This is a genomic window from Actinoplanes sp. NPDC049118, assembly GCF_040648555.1.
Taxonomy (GTDB): Bacteria; Actinomycetota; Actinomycetes; order Mycobacteriales; family Micromonosporaceae; genus Actinoplanes.
In genome coordinates this window covers 23,216-40,448 of sequence record NZ_JBEZDY010000028.1, presented here as the reverse complement: position 1 = coordinate 40,448, position 17,233 = coordinate 23,216, and the positions used below count along the sequence as shown (strand labels likewise).

14 protein-coding genes and 1 pseudogene are annotated in these 17,233 nt (G+C 71.4%); all 15 read left to right on the top strand.

Translation table 11 applies throughout. The features are described 5' to 3' along the window. The first annotated feature begins 3 nt into the window (after positions 1 to 3). The 15 genes and pseudogenes from adh to AB0B58_RS33730 all read left to right on the top strand — a co-directional run bounded on the left by adh (position 4) and on the right by AB0B58_RS33730 (position 17,211). Complete coding sequence (gene adh, locus AB0B58_RS33800) at positions 4 to 1,527, top strand: aldehyde dehydrogenase (RefSeq protein ID WP_360232222.1); 1,524 nt, start codon at positions 4 to 6, stop codon at positions 1,525 to 1,527. A 3-nt stretch (positions 1,528 to 1,530) separates the two neighbouring features. Next, entirely contained in the window at positions 1,531 to 1,905 is a 375-nt protein-coding gene (locus tag AB0B58_RS33795; RefSeq protein ID WP_360232219.1) for a DUF779 domain-containing protein, read from the top strand. Between the two features lie 68 nt (positions 1,906 to 1,973). Then, a pseudogene (locus tag AB0B58_RS33790) lies at positions 1,974 to 2,362 on the top strand (endonuclease V). Positions 2,363 to 2,459: 97 nt separating this feature from the next. Continuing rightward, complete coding sequence (locus AB0B58_RS33785) at positions 2,460 to 3,839, top strand: phosphomannomutase/phosphoglucomutase (RefSeq protein ID WP_360232216.1); 1,380 nt, start codon at positions 2,460 to 2,462, stop codon at positions 3,837 to 3,839. 50 nt (positions 3,840 to 3,889) lie between these two features. Beyond that, a complete protein-coding gene (locus AB0B58_RS33780) occupies positions 3,890 to 4,072 on the top strand; it encodes a Trm112 family protein (protein WP_360232213.1) in 183 nt (60 codons plus the stop codon). After that, on the top strand, positions 4,072 to 5,295 hold the full coding sequence (locus AB0B58_RS33775) for an SIS domain-containing protein (RefSeq protein WP_360232210.1): 1,224 nt from the start codon (positions 4,072 to 4,074) through the stop codon (positions 5,293 to 5,295). Before AB0B58_RS33780 ends, AB0B58_RS33775 begins: the two co-directional genes overlap by 1 nt. After that, positions 5,292 to 6,254, top strand: coding sequence for a cation diffusion facilitator family transporter (locus AB0B58_RS33770; RefSeq protein WP_360232207.1), 963 nt, complete (start codon positions 5,292 to 5,294; stop codon positions 6,252 to 6,254). The genes AB0B58_RS33775 and AB0B58_RS33770 overlap by 4 nt, the downstream gene beginning before the upstream one ends. Positions 6,255 to 6,275: 21 nt before the next feature. After that, positions 6,276 to 7,472: a mannose-6-phosphate isomerase, class I gene (gene manA, locus AB0B58_RS33765; RefSeq protein WP_360232204.1), complete on the top strand. Its 1,197-nt coding sequence runs from the start codon at positions 6,276 to 6,278 to the stop codon at positions 7,470 to 7,472. 458 nt (positions 7,473 to 7,930) lie between these two features. Further along, positions 7,931 to 9,418, top strand: a complete 1,488-nt coding sequence (gene ahcY, locus AB0B58_RS33760; protein WP_360232201.1) for an adenosylhomocysteinase — start codon at positions 7,931 to 7,933, stop codon at positions 9,416 to 9,418. Between the two features lie 132 nt (positions 9,419 to 9,550). After that, positions 9,551 to 10,408 (top strand): iron uptake transporter permease EfeU, encoded by an 858-nt coding sequence (gene efeU / locus AB0B58_RS33755; protein ID WP_360232198.1) that lies wholly within the window; start codon positions 9,551 to 9,553, stop codon positions 10,406 to 10,408. Positions 10,409 to 10,421: 13 nt separating this feature from the next. Next, positions 10,422 to 11,564 carry an iron uptake system protein EfeO gene (gene efeO, locus AB0B58_RS33750; RefSeq protein WP_360232195.1) on the top strand — a complete coding sequence of 381 codons (1,143 nt, stop codon included), beginning with the start codon at positions 10,422 to 10,424 and terminating at the stop codon, positions 11,562 to 11,564. A gap of 10 nt (positions 11,565 to 11,574) precedes the next feature. Continuing rightward, the gene (efeB, locus tag AB0B58_RS33745; RefSeq protein WP_360232192.1) at positions 11,575 to 12,849 is read left to right on the top strand and encodes an iron uptake transporter deferrochelatase/peroxidase subunit; all 1,275 of its coding nucleotides are present in this window, start codon (positions 11,575 to 11,577) and stop codon (positions 12,847 to 12,849) included. Positions 12,850 to 12,952: 103 nt separating this feature from the next. Next, positions 12,953 to 13,642 carry an MtrAB system response regulator MtrA gene (gene mtrA, locus AB0B58_RS33740; RefSeq protein ID WP_360232189.1) on the top strand — a complete coding sequence of 230 codons (690 nt, stop codon included), beginning with the start codon at positions 12,953 to 12,955 and terminating at the stop codon, positions 13,640 to 13,642. Between the two features lie 54 nt (positions 13,643 to 13,696). After that, entirely contained in the window at positions 13,697 to 15,388 is a 1,692-nt protein-coding gene (mtrB, locus tag AB0B58_RS33735; RefSeq protein ID WP_360232428.1) for an MtrAB system histidine kinase MtrB, read from the top strand. Further along, on the top strand, positions 15,385 to 17,211 hold the full coding sequence (locus AB0B58_RS33730; protein WP_360232185.1) for an LpqB family beta-propeller domain-containing protein: 1,827 nt from the start codon (positions 15,385 to 15,387) through the stop codon (positions 17,209 to 17,211). Before mtrB ends, AB0B58_RS33730 begins: the two co-directional genes overlap by 4 nt. Positions 17,212 to 17,233: the final 22 nt, after the last annotated feature.

Sequence of the window (17,233 nt, the reverse complement as noted above, 5' to 3'; positions counted from 1 at the left end):
CCCATGACCATCTACTCCCCGCCCGGATCAGACGGCGCGATCGTCAGCTACGAATCCCGGTACGACCACTGGATCGGCGGCGAGTACGTGCCACCCGCCGAGGGCGGGTACTTCGAGAACCCCTCGCCGGTCAACGGCCGGAACTTCTGCGAGATCGCCCGCGGCACCGCCGCCGACGTCGAGCGCGCCCTGGACGCGGCGCACGCCGCCGCCGGCGCCTGGGGCCGCACCTCGGTGGCCGAGCGCGCCAACATCCTCAACCGGATCGCCGACCGGATGGAGGCGAACCTCGAGAAGCTCGCCGTGGCCGAGACCTGGGAGAACGGCAAGCCGGTCCGCGAGACGATGGCCGCCGACCTCCCGCTGGCGATCGATCACTTCCGATACTTCGCCGGCGCGCTGCGTGCGCAGGAGGGCACCCTCGGCGAGATCGACGACGACACCATCGCGTACCACTTCCACGAGCCGCTCGGCGTCGTCGCCCAGATCATCCCGTGGAACTTCCCGATCCTGATGGCGGTCTGGAAGCTCGCGCCCGCGCTCGCCGCCGGCAACGCCGTCGTGCTCAAGCCGGCCGAGCAGACCCCGGCGTCGATCCACTACTGGCTGTCGCTGGTCGCCGATCTCCTGCCGCCGGGCGTCCTCAACATCGTGAACGGCTTCGGCGTCGAGGCCGGCAAGCCGCTCGCGTCGTCGAAGCGGGTGGCCAAGGTGGCGTTCACCGGCGAGACCACCACCGGCCGGCTGATCATGCAGTACGCCTCCGAGAACATCATCCCGGTGACGCTGGAGCTCGGCGGCAAGAGCCCGAACATCTTCTTCGACGACGTCAGCGCCGCCGACGACGACTTCATGGACAAGGCGCTCGAGGGCTTCGCGATGTTCGCCCTCAACCAGGGCGAGGTCTGCACCTGCCCGTCCCGGGCGCTGATCCAGCGGGGCCACTACTCCGACTTCCTGGCCGCGGGCGTCAAGCGCGTGGAGAACATGAAGCAGGGCAACCCGCTGGACACCGACACCCAGGTCGGTGCGCAGGCCTCCAACGACCAGCTCGAGAAGATCCTGTCGTACTTCGACATCGGCCGGCAGGAGGGCGCCAAGGTCCTCATCGGTGGATCCCGGGCCGACCTCGGCGGCGACCTGTCCGGCGGCTACTACGTGCAGCCGACCGTCTTCGAGGGATCCAACTCGATGCGGATCTTCCAGGAGGAGATCTTCGGCCCGGTGGTCTCGGTGACGCCCTTCTCCGACTACGACGACGCGATCAAGACCGCCAACGACACCCTGTACGGCCTCGGCGCCGGCCTGTGGACGCGCGACATGAACACGGCGTACCGGGCGGGCCGGGCGATCAAGGCCGGCCGGGTCTGGACGAACTGCTACCACCTGTACCCGGCACACGCCGCGTTCGGCGGTTACAAGCAGTCCGGCATCGGCCGGGAGAACCACAAGATGATGCTGGACCACTACCAGCAGACGAAGAACCTGCTGGTCAGCTACGCGCCCAAGGCCATGGGCTTCTTCTAGGCCATGGGCGCCCGAGTAGACGTGACCCCCGCCGCGGCCGACCTGATGCGGTCGCTGCGGGGCAGACACGGCCCGCTGATGTTCCACCAGTCCGGCGGCTGCTGCGACGGCAGCTCCCCGATGTGCTACCTCGAGGGGGAGTTCCGCACCGGGGCGAGCGACGTGCTGCTCGAGGAGCTGCGTATCGACGGCGTGGACGAGCCGATCTCCTTCTGGATGAGCACCTCGCAGTTCGAGGCCTGGAAGCACACCCACCTCACGGTGGACGTGGTGCCGGGCCGGGGCGGCGGCTTCAGCCTGGAGGCGCCCGAGGGGGTGCGCTTCCTGATCCGCAGCCGCGTGCTCACACCCGAGGAGCTGGCCGCGCTCGCGTCGTGAGCCCGGACCGGCCGCGTGGCGGATAACCGCACCGCGGCCGGTCCGCCGCTGCGCTAGCGTCTGCGCCCGTGACCGGTTCCCCGCGTACGGAAGAAGAGGCCCTGGCCGTGCAGGACGCCCTGCGTCCACAGGTGATCGGCGGGCCCGGCCCGGCCGATCCGGCGACCGTCGCGGGGCTTGACGTGGCCTACCACCCCGACGGCGAGCGGCTCGCCGCCGCGATCGTCGTGCTCGACGCGCGGACCCACGCGGTCCGCGACAGCGCGGTGGTCCGCGGCCGGCCGGCGTTCCCGTACGTGCCGGGCCTGTTCGCTTCGTCTCGGTGGGGCACCGGATGGACCTCGACACCGCGTGTGAGCTGACGCTCGGGCTGACGCCGCGGTTCCGGCTGCCGGAGACGACCCGGGCGGCGGATCGGGCCTGCCGGGACGGGCTGGTCGGCGGGCACGGGATGTAACAGTCCCGAGACGGTGACGCCACGTCGTTGGGACCTTTTGGTTACCACTGCTCCGTTACTCTCGGCGAGTCTGAATTGCCGTGCCGAGGAGTGAGCGTTGACTGATCTGTCCCAGCTGGTCAAGGCGTACGACGTCCGTGGCGTCGTGCCGGACCAGCTCAACGAGACGGTGGCCCGCGCGCTGGGCACGGCGTTCGTGGAGATGCTTCGGGAGTCCGGCGACGAGGCGGAACGGATGGTGATCGCCCACGACATGCGCGAGACCGGCCCCGCGCTGGCCGCCGCGTTCGCCGCGGGCGCCAACTCGGCCGGCTCGGTCGTCGTGCACATCGGCCTCGGCTCCACCGACCAGCTCTACTACGCCTCGGGCGTGCTGGGGCTGCCCGGCGCGATGTTCACCGCCAGTCACAACCCGGCGCAGTACAACGGCATCAAGCTGTGCCGCGCGGGCGCCCGGCCGGTCGGCCAGGACAGCGGCCTGGTCATCGTCCGCCAGCGCGCCGAGGAGCTGCTGAACGACCTCGACGCGGTCGGCGAGGTGCCGACGGCCATCGAGCGCCGCGACCTGCTGGCCGACTACGCCGGGCACCTGCGCTCGCTTGTCGACCTCTCGGGCATCCGCCCGCTCAAGGTCGTCGTCGACGCCGGCAACGGCATGGGCGGCTTCACCGTGCCGGCCGTGCTCGGCGACCAGGTGCTGCCGGCGCTGCCGCTGGAGATCGTGCCGCTCTACTTCGAGCTCGACGGCTCGTTCCCGAACCACGAGGCCAACCCGCTCGACCCGGCCAACCTGGTCGACCTGCAGGCCGCGGTCCGCGAGCACGGTGCCGACCTGGGCCTCGCGTTCGACGGCGACGCCGACCGCTGCTTCGTCGTGGACGAGAACGGTGACCCGGTCTCGCCGTCGGCGGTCACCGCGCTGGTGGCCAAGCGGGAGCTGGCCAAGTTCCCCGGCAGCACGATCATCCACAACCTGATCACCTCCGCCGCCGTGCCCGAGATCATCAAGGAGAACGGCGGCGTGCCCGTGCGCAGCCGGGTCGGCCACTCCTTCATCAAGGCCGAGATGGCCCGGACGAACGCGGTCTTCGGCGGCGAGCACTCGGCGCACTACTACTTCCGCGACTTCTGGTTCGCCGACACCGGCATGCTCGCCGCGCTGCACGTGCTGGCGGCGCTCGGCGGGCAGGAGCGGCCGCTGTCGGCGTTCGCGGCCGAGTTCGAGCGCTACTGCGCGTCGGGTGAGATCAACTCCACGGTCGCCGACGCGGCCGCGAAGGTGGCCGAGGTGCGGGCCGCGTTCCCGGACGCCACATTCGACGACCTGGACGGCATGACCGCGCACCTCGCCGACGGTTCCTGGTTCAACCTGCGCGCGTCGAACACCGAGCCCCTGCTGCGCCTGAACGTCGAGGCGGGCAAGCCGGACCGCATGGCGGCCCTCCGTGACGAGGTGCTCTCCATCGTTCGCGGCTAGGATCATCTGGATCCACGACACTGCCCGCGTACGCTTTAAGGAGCCGTTCGGTGGCCCTCGACCCGCAGTTGCTGGAGATTCTGGCCTGCCCGGACACACACCACGCGCCACTCGACTACGACGCCGGGGCGCAGACCCTGACGTGCACGCAGTGCGGCCGCGTCTTCGAGGTGCGTGACGACATCCCGGTGCTGCTGCTGGACGAGGCGACCACACCCGGAAAGGCCTCTTGATGGCGGGCGCATTCGAGGGAGCGGCCGGTCTCACCGGCCGCAGGGTGGCCGACGAGGCGCTGCTCGAGGACGAGAAGTCGATGGCCGAGAACGACCCGGGCGGCATGCTGCGGGCCACGGCGTCCGCGGGCGCACAGGTCCGCGAGTCGGCGGCGCTGGCCGCCGAGGCCAACCTGAGCGTGCTGGCCGACGAGGGCCGCCCGCGCGCGGTCGTCGTCGCCGGCATCGGCACCGCCGGACTGACCGGCAGCATCCTCGCCACCGTCGCGGGTCCGCGCTGTCCGGTGCCGGTCATCGGGCACCGCAGCGCGGGCGTGCCCGGCTGGGTCGGCGCGGCCGACGTGGTCATCGCCGTCTCCGCCAGCGGTCGCAGCCCCGAGGCGCTGGCCGCCGCGGACGCCGCCGCCCGCCGCGGCGCGCGGCTCGTGGCGATCGGCAATCCCGACTCCGAGCTGCAGGCGATGGCCGAGCGGGCCCGGGCGCCGTTCATCCCGGTGCCGCGCCGCGCCCCGGCCCGGGCCAGCCTCTGGGGCCTGGCCGTGCCGGTCCTGCTGGCGGCCCGCAGCCTGGGCCTGGTCAAGGTCAACGAGGCCGACCTCGCGGAGACCGCGGCGCGCCTCGACGCGGACGCCGAGCGCTGCCGCGCGGGCGCCGAGTCCTTCGTGAACCCGGCGAAGGCCCTGGCCCTCGGCCTGGCCGGCTCGATCCCGATCGTCTGGGGCTCGTCCCCGCTCGCGACGGTCGCCGCCCGCCGCTTCGCCGACACGCTTGCCGCGAACGCCCGCTACCCGGTGATGGCCGGCGCGCTTGGCGAGGCCGGCCGCGGCCGCGTCGGCCTGCTCGACGGTCCGTTCGGCGGCCTGGCCGAGACGGCGCACGACATCTTCGCCGACCCGGACGCCGACGCCGAGGTGGCCACCCGGCTGCGGCTGGTGGTGCTGCGCGACGGCGGCCTCAACCCGGAGGAGGAGGCCGACGAGCCGGTGGCCGTCGAGGAGCGCCGCGCGGACGCGGTGCAGACCCTCGCGGAACGCCGGGGCGTGCGCTGCGACGTGGTCACCGCCGAGGGTGGCTCCGCGCTGGAGCGGCTGGCGTCGCTCGTGGCGGTACCCGACTTCGCCTCGATCTACCTGGCACTCGCACACGGCCTTGACCCGATGGCGGTCCCGGCGATAAACGAGATGAAGGAACTGAGCAACCCGATGCCAGAGGGGCTTCAGTGAGCGCAGGCGGTGGCACCAAGGCGATCGTCGCGGCGCTGGGCGCCAACCTGGGCATCGCGGTCACCAAGTTCATCGCGTGGGCGCTGACCGGCTCCTCCTCGATGCTGGCCGAGGCCATCCACTCGGTCGCCGACTCCGGCAACCAGGCGCTGCTGCTGCTCGGCGGCAAGCGGTCGACCCGCGAGGCCACCCCGCAGCACCCCTTCGGGTACGGCCGTGAGCGCTACGTCTACGCGTTCATCGTCTCGATCGTGCTGTTCAGCGTCGGTGGCCTCTTCGCGCTCTACGAGGCGTGGCACAAGCTCGACCACCGCGGGGGCATCGACTCGTTTCAGTGGGTGCCGGTGACGGTGCTGGTCATCGCCATCGGCCTGGAGACCTTCTCGTTCCGGACGGCGATCCACGAGTCGAACCTGGTCCGCGGCAAGGCCACGTGGGTCTCCTTCGTCCGCCGGGCAAAGGCCCCCGAGCTGCCCGTCGTGCTGCTCGAGGACGCCGGCGCGCTGCTCGGCCTGGTCTTCGCCCTCTTCGGTGTCGTGCTGACCCTGATCACCGGCGACGGCCTCTGGGACGCCATCGGGACCGCGGCCATCGGCTTCCTGCTGGTGACCATCGCGATCGTGCTCGCGATCGAGACCAAGAGCCTGCTGCTGGGCGAGGGCGCGAACCCCGAGGACGTCACGAAGATCGAGCAGGCGGTGCTGGCCGGCGCCGGCATCGAGCGCATCATCCACATGAAGACGCTCTACCTGGGCCCCGACGAGCTGCTGGTGGCCGCGAAGATCGCGGTGCCGCCGACGGAGAGCGCGGCCGAGGTGGCCCAGCACATCAACGAGTGCGAGGCCCGGATCCGGGCGGCCCTGGAGGTCGCCCAGGTGATCTACCTGGAGCCGGACATCTACCAACCCGGTGCGGCGGCCTCGTCGTCGGAGACCGCCGCGGAACCCGCGACGGCGTAACTGCTCAGGAACGGGGCCGTTGTGGCTGCTGTCTTCCCCCTGCGGGGCGTCATCCGGCCGTACGCCTGGGGCTCGCGCACGTCGATCGCCGAACTCCAGGGCCGGCCGTCGCCGAGCGAGACCCCCGAGGCCGAGCTGTGGCTGGGCGCCCACCCGGGCGACCCGTCGACGGTCACCGGCCCGGTCGGCCCGGTCAGCCTGGCCACGCTGATCGAGGACGACCCGAAGGGCCAGCTCGGCGCGGAGGTCGTGGACGAGTTCGGCGCGCGCCTGCCGTACCTGATGAAGGTCCTGGCCGCGGCGGCGCCGCTGTCGCTGCAGGCCCACCCGGACGCGGAGTACGCGAAGCGGGCGTACGCGGCCCAGGAGGCGGATCCGGGCGCGCCGCGTAACTACACGGACGCGCACCACAAGCCGGAGATGCTGGTGGCGCTGACGCCGTTCGACGCGCTCTGCGGTTTCCGCGCACCGGACGTCTCGGCGGCGGTGATCGAGGGCCTGAACATCCCGCGCCTGGCGCCGGTGGTCGCGGCGCTGCGGGCGGGCCCGGCCGGCCTGCGTGACGCGGTCCGTGAGCTGCTGACGTGGCCGGCGGGCGACCGCCCGGCGCTGATCGACGACGTGGTCACGGCGGCCCGGGTCGCCACCTCGTTCGAGCGGGGCTACGAGCTGGCGATCGATCTGGCCGGCCACTACCCCGGCGACCCGGGCGTGCTGGTGGCGCTTCTGCTCAACCACGTTCGCCTGGCGCCCGGCGAGGCGATCTGGATGCCGGCGGGGAACCTGCACGCGTACCTGGGCGGTACGGGCGTCGAGATCATGGCGGCCAGCGACAACGTCCTGCGCGGGGGCCTGACCCCGAAGCGCGTCGACGTGGAGGAGTTGCTGCGGGTGCTGCGCTTCGAGGTTCTCGCCGACCCGATCCTGCCGGCGACGGAGGTGGCTCCGGGCGTGCAGACCTGGACGGTTCCGGTGCGCGAGTTCGCCCTGTACCGGATGGCCCTGACGTCGACCACGCCGCCGCTGCGGCTGCCCGGCGCGGGTCCCCGCATCGTCCTGGGCGCCAGCGGCGACGTGTATGTGGCGGAGGCGGTCGACGGGACGCCGGTGGAGGTCACGCCGGGTACCGCGGCCTACGTCCCGGCGGAGACCGGGCCAGCCACGGTGGCCGGGGTCGGCGAGGTCTTCGTGGCCTCGGTGGCCGCTCCGGGCTGCTGATCCGGCCCGCGGCGACGGGCGTCGTTTCTAGGCCGTAACCCGCACCCTGGCGACCCCGAAGGGTACAAAACAGGAAATTTCCGGATTTGCTTGACAGCGCCATGTGCGGAGTGTGAATCTATAAACACGCAGCGTCATTGGTGATCGGGGGGTCCCACGGACGCGCGCGGTACCAAACCGGGGGGATGAACGGGGCGACGGGTCTTTGACCCGCCGCCCCGTTCGCTGTCTGGACGATCTTCGCCGGCGGCCGGTCCCCCGTGGCGCGACGCCACGCCCACCGGCCCGGTGTGCCGGTCGGCCCCGGTTTCGCGGCTGTCGGCCGCGTGCCCGTACCAAAGGTGGCGGTCCGATGTCCGACAAGCCGCCGCCGTCCGACGGCCTGCGTTTCTCCGAGGTGGACGCTCGCGGCGCGTATCGTTAACGGCTGTTTTGACCCCCGTATCTCAGGAGCATGGATGACCAGCACACTCCCCGCAGGAGCCGGCCCGGAGCGGCCGAGGACGGTTGCCGAGGGCGACTTCAGGGTCGCCGACCTCTCGCTCGCCGGGTTCGGCCGCAAGGAGATCGAGCTGGCCGAGCACGAGATGCCCGGCCTGATGTCGCTGCGCAAGGAGTACGGCCCGAGCCAGCCGCTGCGTGGCGCGCGGGTGACCGGTTCGCTGCACATGACCATTCAGACCGCGGTCCTGATCGAGACGCTGACCGCGCTCGGCGCGGAGGTCCGCTGGGCCTCCTGCAACATCTTCTCCACTCAGGACCACGCCGCCGCCGCGATCGTCGTCGGCCGGGACGGCACCCCCGACGCGCCCGCCGGCGTGCCCGTCTACGCCTGGAAGGGCGAGACGCTCGAGGAGTACTGGTGGTGCACCGAGCAGGTGCTGCTCTGGCCCGACGGCGAGGGCCCCAACATGATTCTGGACGACGGCGGCGACGCCACCCTGCTCGTCCACAAGGGTGCCGAGTTCGAGAAGATCGGCGCCGTCCCGGCCGTGGACACCGCCGACTCCGAGGAGTACGCGGTGATCCTCGGCGTGCTGCACCGCAGCCTCGCCGAGGACGACCGCCGCTGGACCCGGGTGGCCGCCGGCATCAAGGGCGTCACCGAGGAGACCACCACCGGTGTGCACCGCCTCTACGAGATGCAGCAGGAGGGCACGCTGCTCTTCCCGGCGATCAACGTCAACGACTCGGTCACCAAGAGCAAGTTCGACAACAAGTACGGCTGCCGGCACTCGCTGATCGACGGCATCAACCGCGCGACCGACGTCCTCATCGGCGGCAAGGTGGCCGTGGTCTTCGGCTACGGCGACGTCGGCAAGGGCTGCGCCGAGTCGCTGCGTGGCCAGGGCGCCCGGGTCATCATCACCGAGGTCGACCCGATCTGCGCGCTGCAGGCCGCGATGGACGGCTACCAGGTCGCCACGATGGACGACGTGGTCGAGACCGCGGACATCTTCATCACCGCGACCGGCTGCTACGACGTCATCACCAACGAGCACATGGCCCGGATGAAGCACCAGGCCATCGTCGGGAACATCGGCCACTTCGACAACGAGATCGACATGGCCGGCCTGGCGAAGCGCCCGGACGTCAAGCGGATCACCATCAAGCCGCAGGTCGACGAGTGGAAGTTCGACGACGGCCACGCCGTGATCGTGCTCTCCGAGGGCCGCCTGCTGAACCTGGGCAACGCGACCGGGCACCCGTCGTTCGTGATGAGCAACAGCTTCTCGAACCAGACGATCGCCCAGATCGAGCTCTTCACCAAGACCGACGAGTACCCGGTCGGCGTCCACGTGCTGCCCAAGCACCTGGACGAGAAGGTCGCCCGGCTGCACCTCGGCGCGCTCGGCGTCAGGCTCACCGAGCTGACCAAGGAACAGGCGTCCTACCTCGGCGTCGCGGTCGAGGGTCCGTACAAACCAGACCATTACCGCTACTGATCTCCGTGGCCGAACGGCCCCCGCCCGTGTGACGGGAGGGGGCCGTCACATCGGCCGGGCTTGACTGAATGGCCACTGCGGTGACTAAGGTGTGCCAAGCCTTACTTAGGGATGCCTTAGCAACGGAGTACCATGCTCGCCACCTACCTCATCGGCCTGCGTGAGGGGTTGGAAGCCACCCTGGTGGTGAGCATTCTGATCGCCTTCCTGGTGAAGTCCGACCGCAAGGACCGGCTCGTACAGGTCTGGGCCGGCGTCGCGCTCGCCGTCGCGCTCTCCGTCTTCTTCGGCTGGCTGCTCAGCTACACCTCGACCACGCTGCTGCAGAAGTACGAGCACCGCGAGCTCTTCGAGGCGATCACCTCGATCCTCGCCGTGGCGTTCGTGACCTGGATGATCTTCTGGATGCGCCGGGCGGCCCGCGGCATCGCGGGTGAGCTGCGCGGCAAGCTCCAGGAGGCGCTGGCGGTCGGCTCGGTCGCGGTCGCCGTGATGGCCTTCCTCGCGGTCGTCCGCGAGGGCCTCGAGACCTCGCTGATCTTCTACTCCGCCGTGCAGGGCGCCGCCGACAACAGCCGCCCGCTCTACGCGCTGCTGGCCGGCATCGCGTCCGCGGTCGCCATCGGATACCTGATGTACGCCACCGCGGTGCGGATCAACCTCTCGGTCTTCTTCACCTTCACCGGTGCGCTGCTCATCCTGGTCGCCGCCGGCATCGGGAAGTACGGCGTGCACGACTTCCAGGAGGCCGGCTTCCTGCCGGGGCTCAACAACCTGGCGTACGACATCAGCGGCGTGCTCGACCCGTCGGCCTGGTACACCGCGCTGCTGACCGGGATGTTCAACGTCACCCCGACCGCCTCCGTGCTCGAGACCGTCGCCTGGCTGGCGTACGGCATCCCGGTGCTCGTCATCTTCCTCTGGCCGGCCCGCCGGCTGGCCGCCGTCACCCCCGAAAAGACCACCCCGGCGCCCGCGCCGCAGCAGTAGGAGAAGCCTGCCCATGCGTACCACCAGAATCCTCGCCCTCGCCACGATCGGCGTCCTCGGCGGCGCCCTGGCCAGGTGCGACGGCGACGGCGCCGACGAGAGCTCCGCCGGCGCCACGGGCGGGCCGATCACGGTCAAGGCCTCCGACACGGCCTGCGAGGTCGCCAGGAACACGATCGACGCCGGCACCAGCGTCTTCTCGATCACCAACGGCGGCAGCAAGGTCACCGAGTTCTACGTCTACGCGCCGGGCGACCGGGTGATGGGTGAGGTCGAGAACATCGCGCCGGGCCTCTCCCGGGAGCTGCACGTCGAGCTGCCGGCCGGCTCGTACGAGACCGCCTGCAAGCCCGGCATGATCGGTAAGGGCATCCGGGCCGCGCTGACCGTCTCCGGCTCGGCCGCGCCGCTGACCGACGACGCCAAGCTCGCCGACGCCACGGCCAGCTACTCGCGGTACGTGAAGAGCCAGACCGCCGCGCTGCTGCCCAAGACCGAGGAGTTCGTGGCCGCGGTCAAGGCCGGCGACGTCCAGAAGGCCAGGGCGCTGTTCCCGATCGCCCGGACCTACTGGGAGCGCATCGAGCCCGTCGCGGAGATCTTCGGCGACCTCGACCCCAAGATCGACGGCCGCGAGGAGGTCATCGAGGAGGGCATGGAGTTCACCGGCTTCCACCGCCTCGAGAAGGACCTCTGGGCCGCGAAGCCGGACGTGTCCAAGGACGGCCCGATCGCCGACAAGCTGCTGACCGACGTCAAGGAGATCGTGGCGCTGGCCAACGCCGAGAAGCTCTCCCCGCTGCAGCTCGCCAACGGCGCCAAGGAACTGCTCGACGAGGTCGCCACCGGCAAGATCACCGGCGAGGAGGACCGCTACTCGCACACCGACCTGTGGGACTTCAACGCCAACCTCGAGGGCTCCAAGGCCGCGATCGCCGCGCTGCGCCCGGTGCTCGAGGAGCGCGACCCCGAGCTGGTCAAGACCCTCGACGCCGAGTTCGCGAACGTCGACACCGCGCTGGCCAAGTACCGCGACGGTGACGGCTGGAAGCTGCACAACACCCTGACCGAGGCCGACCTGAAGGGCCTCTCGGACGCGATCAACGCGCTCGCCGAGCCGGTCAGCAAAATCGCCGCGGTCATCTCGAAGCAGTAGGGAAGTACACATGTCCGACAGTACGATGTCGCGCCGGCGGGCCATCGCGCTCGCCGGCGCCGGCGTGGCCGGGGTCGCCGGCGCGGCCGCCGCCGGCGGTGCCCTCGTCAACGGCGCGTCCACCGACGACACGCCGGATCCGGCCGAGGGCGCCGTCGCGTTCGCCGGCGAGCACCAGGCGGGCATCGCCACGCCCGCTCAGGACCGGCTGCACTTCGTGGCGTTCGACGTCATCACCAAGGACCGCGACCGGCTGATCGGCATGCTGAAGGACTGGACCGCCGCGGCCGCGCGGATGACCGCCGGGCGCGACGCCGGCGAGGTCGGCGCGGTCGGCGGCGTGCCGGAGGCGCCGCCGGACGACACCGGCGAGGCGCTGGGGCTGCCGCCGTCGGGGCTGACCGTCACGGTCGGCTTCGGCCCGACGCTGTTCCGCGACGCGACCGGCAAGGACCGCTTCGGCCTCGCCGCCCGGCGCCCGGAGGCGCTCGCCGACCTGCCGCACTTCGCGGGCGACGTGCTCGACGACGCCATCTCGGGCGGCGACATCTGCCTGCAGGCCTGCGCCAACGACCCGCAGGTCGCGGTGCACGCGATCCGCAACCTGGCCCGGATCGGCATGGGCGTGGTCAGCGTGCGCTGGTCGCAGCTGGGCTTCGGGCGTACCTCGTCGACGTCGAACACGCAGGCGACGCCGCGCAACCTGTTCGGCTTCAAGGACGGCACCGCCAACCTCAAGCTCGAGGAGACGGACCTGCTGCGCGACCACCTCTGGGTGCGCCAGGGCGACGGGCCGGACTGGATGACGGGCGGGGCGTACCTCGTGACCCGCAAGATCCGGATGCTCGTGGAGACGTGGGACCGCACGTCACTGGCCGAGCAGGAGATGATCGTCGGCCGGAGCAAGGGCTCGGGCGCGCCGCTCGGGAGGTCCGGCGAGTTCGAGGAGCCGGACCTGAACGCCAAGGGCGCCGACGGCGAGCCGCTGATCGCGCTCACCTCACACGTCCGGCTGGTGCACCCCACGACCAACGGCGGCGCCCGGCTGCTGCGCCGAGGCTACAACTACGTCGACGGCTCCGACGGTCTCGGAAGGCTGAACGCGGGACTTTTCTTCATGGCGTACCAGCGCGACCCCCGCAAGCAGTTCGTGCCGGTCCAGCGCAGTATGGCGCGCCAGGACGACATGAACGAGTACCTCAAGCCGGTCTCCATCGGCCTGTTCGCCTGCCCGCCGGGGGTAACCGGTCCGGACGACTTCTGGGGCCGTGCGCTCTTCTCCTAGCCTGGCTTTTTACCGCCCGCCGGTCCATGATCAGCAACGGCGCCGCCAGATGATCGCCGGGCGGTCACACGGGCCGAAAGGGGACAGTGCAATATTGGATCGCATGAGAGCCCGGGTACTCGTCGTCGATGACGACCCAGCGCTGGCCGAGATGCTCGGCATCGTCCTGCGCAGCGAAGGTTTCCTGCCGTCCTTCGTCGCCGATGGCGAGCGCGCCCTCGCCGCGTTCCGGGAGAGCCGGCCCGACATCGTCCTGCTGGACCTGATGCTGCCCGGCATGAGCGGCATCGACGTGGCCCGGGCCATCCGGACCGAGTCGGGCATCCCGATCGTCATGCTGACGGCCAAGAGCGACACGGTCGACGTGGTGCTCGGGCTGGAGTCCGGCGCCGACGACTACGTGGTCAAGCCCTTCAAGCCGAAGGAGCTGGTCGCGCGGATGCGCGCCCGGCTGCGCCGGGGCGAGGACGCCGCGCCCGAGCTGCTCACCATCGGGCCGCCCGGCAACCAGATCACCATCGACGTGCCCGCGCACACCGTCGCCCGCGACGGCGAGGAGGTGAAGCTGACGCCGCTCGAGTTCGACCTGCTGGTCGCGCTCGCCCGCAAGCCGCGCCAGGTCTTCACCCGCGAGGTGCTGCTCGAGCAGGTCTGGGGCTACCGGCACGCCGCGGACACCCGGCTGGTGAACGTGCACGTCCAGCGGCTGCGCGCGAAGATCGAGCCGGACCCCGAGCGGCCCGAGATCATCCTCACGGTGCGCGGGGTCGGCTACAAGGCGGGGACCGGATAGCGGCGCCGACGGGCTAACCTTGCCCCCGACATGCATGCTCCCCCATGGCTTCCGATGCCCGTCCGCCGCACCCTCCGAGTGGTGCGGCGGCAGTGGCGCATCGGCGTGCGCCGGGGCCGGCAGGTGGCCGCGCCGGCGCGCCGGGCCTGGCGCCGCTCGCTGCACCTGCGGGTCGTCACCCTGACGCTGGTGGCGTCCAGCCTGCTGGTCGGCGGCTTCGGGTGGTTCATCGCGGACCGCAGCACGCAGATCTTGCTCGACCGCGCCGAGGACGAGGTGCATGCCCAGATGCTGGGCAAGGTGGAGTACGCCTACCAGCAGCTCACGGTGCACCGGCAGGTGTTCGACCGGACGCTGCCGGCGACGATCATCGACACGGTCAACCGGCTCGCCGACGGCGACTCGGCGGAGAGCGGCGGCGCGATCGTCTCGCTGCGTGCCGACAACTTCCCCGAGCTCAAGCCGGTCACCTCGGTGAAGGTCGACACCACCTCGCTGATCACCCCGGAGATGGTGCACGCGGTCGCCGACTCCGGCCAGGTCGCACAGCAGATCCGGACCGCGACCATCGGCGGCGTCCAGACCAAGTACCTCGTGTACGGGTCACCGGTGCCGACCAGCTTCGGCCACGTCGAGCTCTACTACCTCGCCCCGCTGACCACCGAGGACCGGGCGGCCAACCAGATCCGGACCACCGTGCTGGTCACCGGGATGGCCCTGGTCATCCTGCTCGGGGTCGTCGCCGGCCTGGTCACCCGCATGGTGGTGACGCCGGTGCGCGTCGCCGCGCGCACGGCACAGCGGCTCTCGGCCGGCCTGCTCGACCAGCGCATGAAGGTCGACGGCGAGGACGACCTGGCCCTGCTGGCGGCCTCGTTCAACCAGATGGCGGCCAACCTGCAGCGGCAGATCGTGCGCCTGGAGGAGATGTCCCGGCTGCAGCGGCGCTTCACCTCCGACGTGTCGCACGAGCTGCGCACCCCGCTGACCACCGTACGGATGGCGGCCGACCTGCTCTTCTCCGAGCGCGAGGACTTCGACCCGGCCGTGGCGCGCAGCGCCGAGCTGCTCCAGGCCGAGCTGGACCGCTTCGAGAGCCTGCTGACCGACCTGCTGGAGATCAGCCGCTTCGACGCGGGCTTCGCCGCGCTGGACGCCGAGTACACCGACCTGGTGCCGATCGTCGAGCGCGTCGCGGAGCGCCTGGCCGGGCTGGGCGAGCGGGTCGGCGTCACCATCGAGCTGCGGCTGCCGGACGCGCCGGTCATCGCGGAGGTCGATCCCCGCCGCATCGAGCGGGTGCTGCGCAACCTGGTCGGCAACGCCGTCGAGCACGGCGAGGGCCGGCCGGTCGAGGTCACCCTGGCCACCGACGAGGCCGCCGTCGCGGTCACCGTCCGGGATCACGGCGTCGGGCTCAAGCCGGGCGAGGAACGGCTGGTGTTCAACCGGTTCTGGCGTGCCGACCCGTCCCGGGCCCGGCAGACCGGCGGCACCGGGCTGGGCCTGTCGATCTCGGTCGAGGACGCCCGGCTGCACGGCGGCTGGCTGGAGGCGTGGGGCGAGCCCGGCGGCGGCGCGCAGTTCCGGCTGACCGTTCCGGTGCGTTCGGGCGACCGGCTGGTCGCGGCGCCGCTGCCGCTGATACCCCGCGACCGCGCCATCGACGTGCGGCCCCTGGCCGTCGAGGCGGCGCCCGTCGCGGACGACGACGTCGCCGGCGAGCCCGCCGAGGTGTCCCGGTGAGCCCGCGGCTGCGGGCCGTGCTGGCCGCGTCGCTGCTGGCCGCGCTCCTGCTCGGCGGCTGCGGCATCCCGGACGGCACGGACGTGCGGCGCGTCGGCCCGGGCCCGTCGACCGGAACGGCCGCCGGCGAGGACATCGCGCCGACCCGGCACGGCCGGGAGAACACCCTGGATCCGAAGACCTTCGTCCAGTACTACCTCGAGGCCGCCGCCGGGGATCCGAACGGCGCGATGGAGCGGGTCAAGGAGTTCCTCTCGCCCTCGGCCGCCGCCAAGTTCCGGGCGCCGTTGCCCCCGGACATCCGGGTGGTGCACCTGGTCGAGGACGCGCTGGTCAACCCGGGCAGCGACGCGGTGACCCTGCGCGCACAGACGATCGGCGTGCTGGGCCACAACGGCATCCTGGACCCGGTCTCGGACGTCTCCAAGATCGAATACAAGCTCAGCGTCGGATACATCAGCGGCAAGAACGGGCTGTTCGTGACGAACGCGCCGCCGGTGCTGCTGGTCAGCGACAGCGCGCTCAACGCCTTCTACGAGCGCCGCAACCTCTACTTCTGGAACCTCGAGCACACCGGCCTGGTGCCCGACGTGCGGTACCTGTCCAAGGACGTGCCGTCGGAGCAGGCGCCCAACGAGATCATCAAGTGGCTGATCGACGGCCCGTCGCAGTGGCTGGAGGACACCGTCGAGCCGCTGCCGGAGGGCACCGCGCTGGACGGCAACGTGCCCGCGGTGAGCGACGGCACGCTGCAGATCAACCTCAGCGGCCAGTCGGTGCAGCCCCCCGACGATCCGGACGCGCTGGACCGGCTCCGGCGCCAGCTCATGTGGTCGCTGCGGCCCAACCTGCCCCGCACGCTCAAGCTGCGGGTCGGCAGCCAGGACCAGCACAGCTACGACGGCAACGAGTACCTCACCAGCAACCTGGCGTACGGGCTCATGACGACGCCGGAGCGCTTCCTGATCTACAACGGCCAGGTACGCCGGATGTCGCGCTTCGCGAACCCCACCGACGCCGTGCCGGTGCTGCGCCCGGAGGCCAACCGCAACGTCCGGGCCGCGGCGCTGGCCGCCGCGGGCGACCGCCGGTTCGCCGCCCTCGTGGTCGACGCGGGCGGGCGGCAGGAGCTGCGCGTCGCCGCGTCGCCGGCGGGGGAGCAGGCCGAGCCGGCCCGGGTGAGGCTGCCCGGCGGCACGACCGGCCAGCCGGTCTGGGCGATCACCTCGGAGGACCCGCACATCCCCGCGATCGGACTGATCACGGTCGGCGGGCGGCTCTACAGCTTCGCCTCGGACGGCTCGCCGGTCGCGGCGGTGGCCGTGCCGGGCGCGTCCTCGGGCATCACCGCCGTGGCGGTCGCGCCGGACGGCCGGCGTATCGCGCTCGCGGCGGGCGGAAGGGCGTTCATCGCCTCGCTGGCGACCAACGGGGACGGGGTGCAGGTGCGCCAGTCGCGGCACATCCTGACGTCTCCGCTGCGCCAGGTGACCGCGCTCGACTGGAGCAGCGAGACCTGGCTCACCGTCGCCGGCGCCCGCGCGGACCGCAACCGCGTGGCGATCTTCGAGGTGACGATCGACGGCACGCAGGTGTCGGCCCGGCTCGACGACATCGGCACGGCGAACGTCAGCTACCTGACGGCGTACCCGGTGGGTCCCACCGCGGGCAAGGACAGCTCGGACAACGTGGCGTACGTGGCCAACGGCGCCGCCTTCGACGTGCTCTACGGACCGGTCCGGATCGCCGTCGGTGATCTCGCCGAGCCGGTGGCGAACCCGCCGTCCGGTGTGGCACCCACCGCGCCGTTCTTCCTGCGCTGAGCGTGGCGCGTGGTCTCGTCGC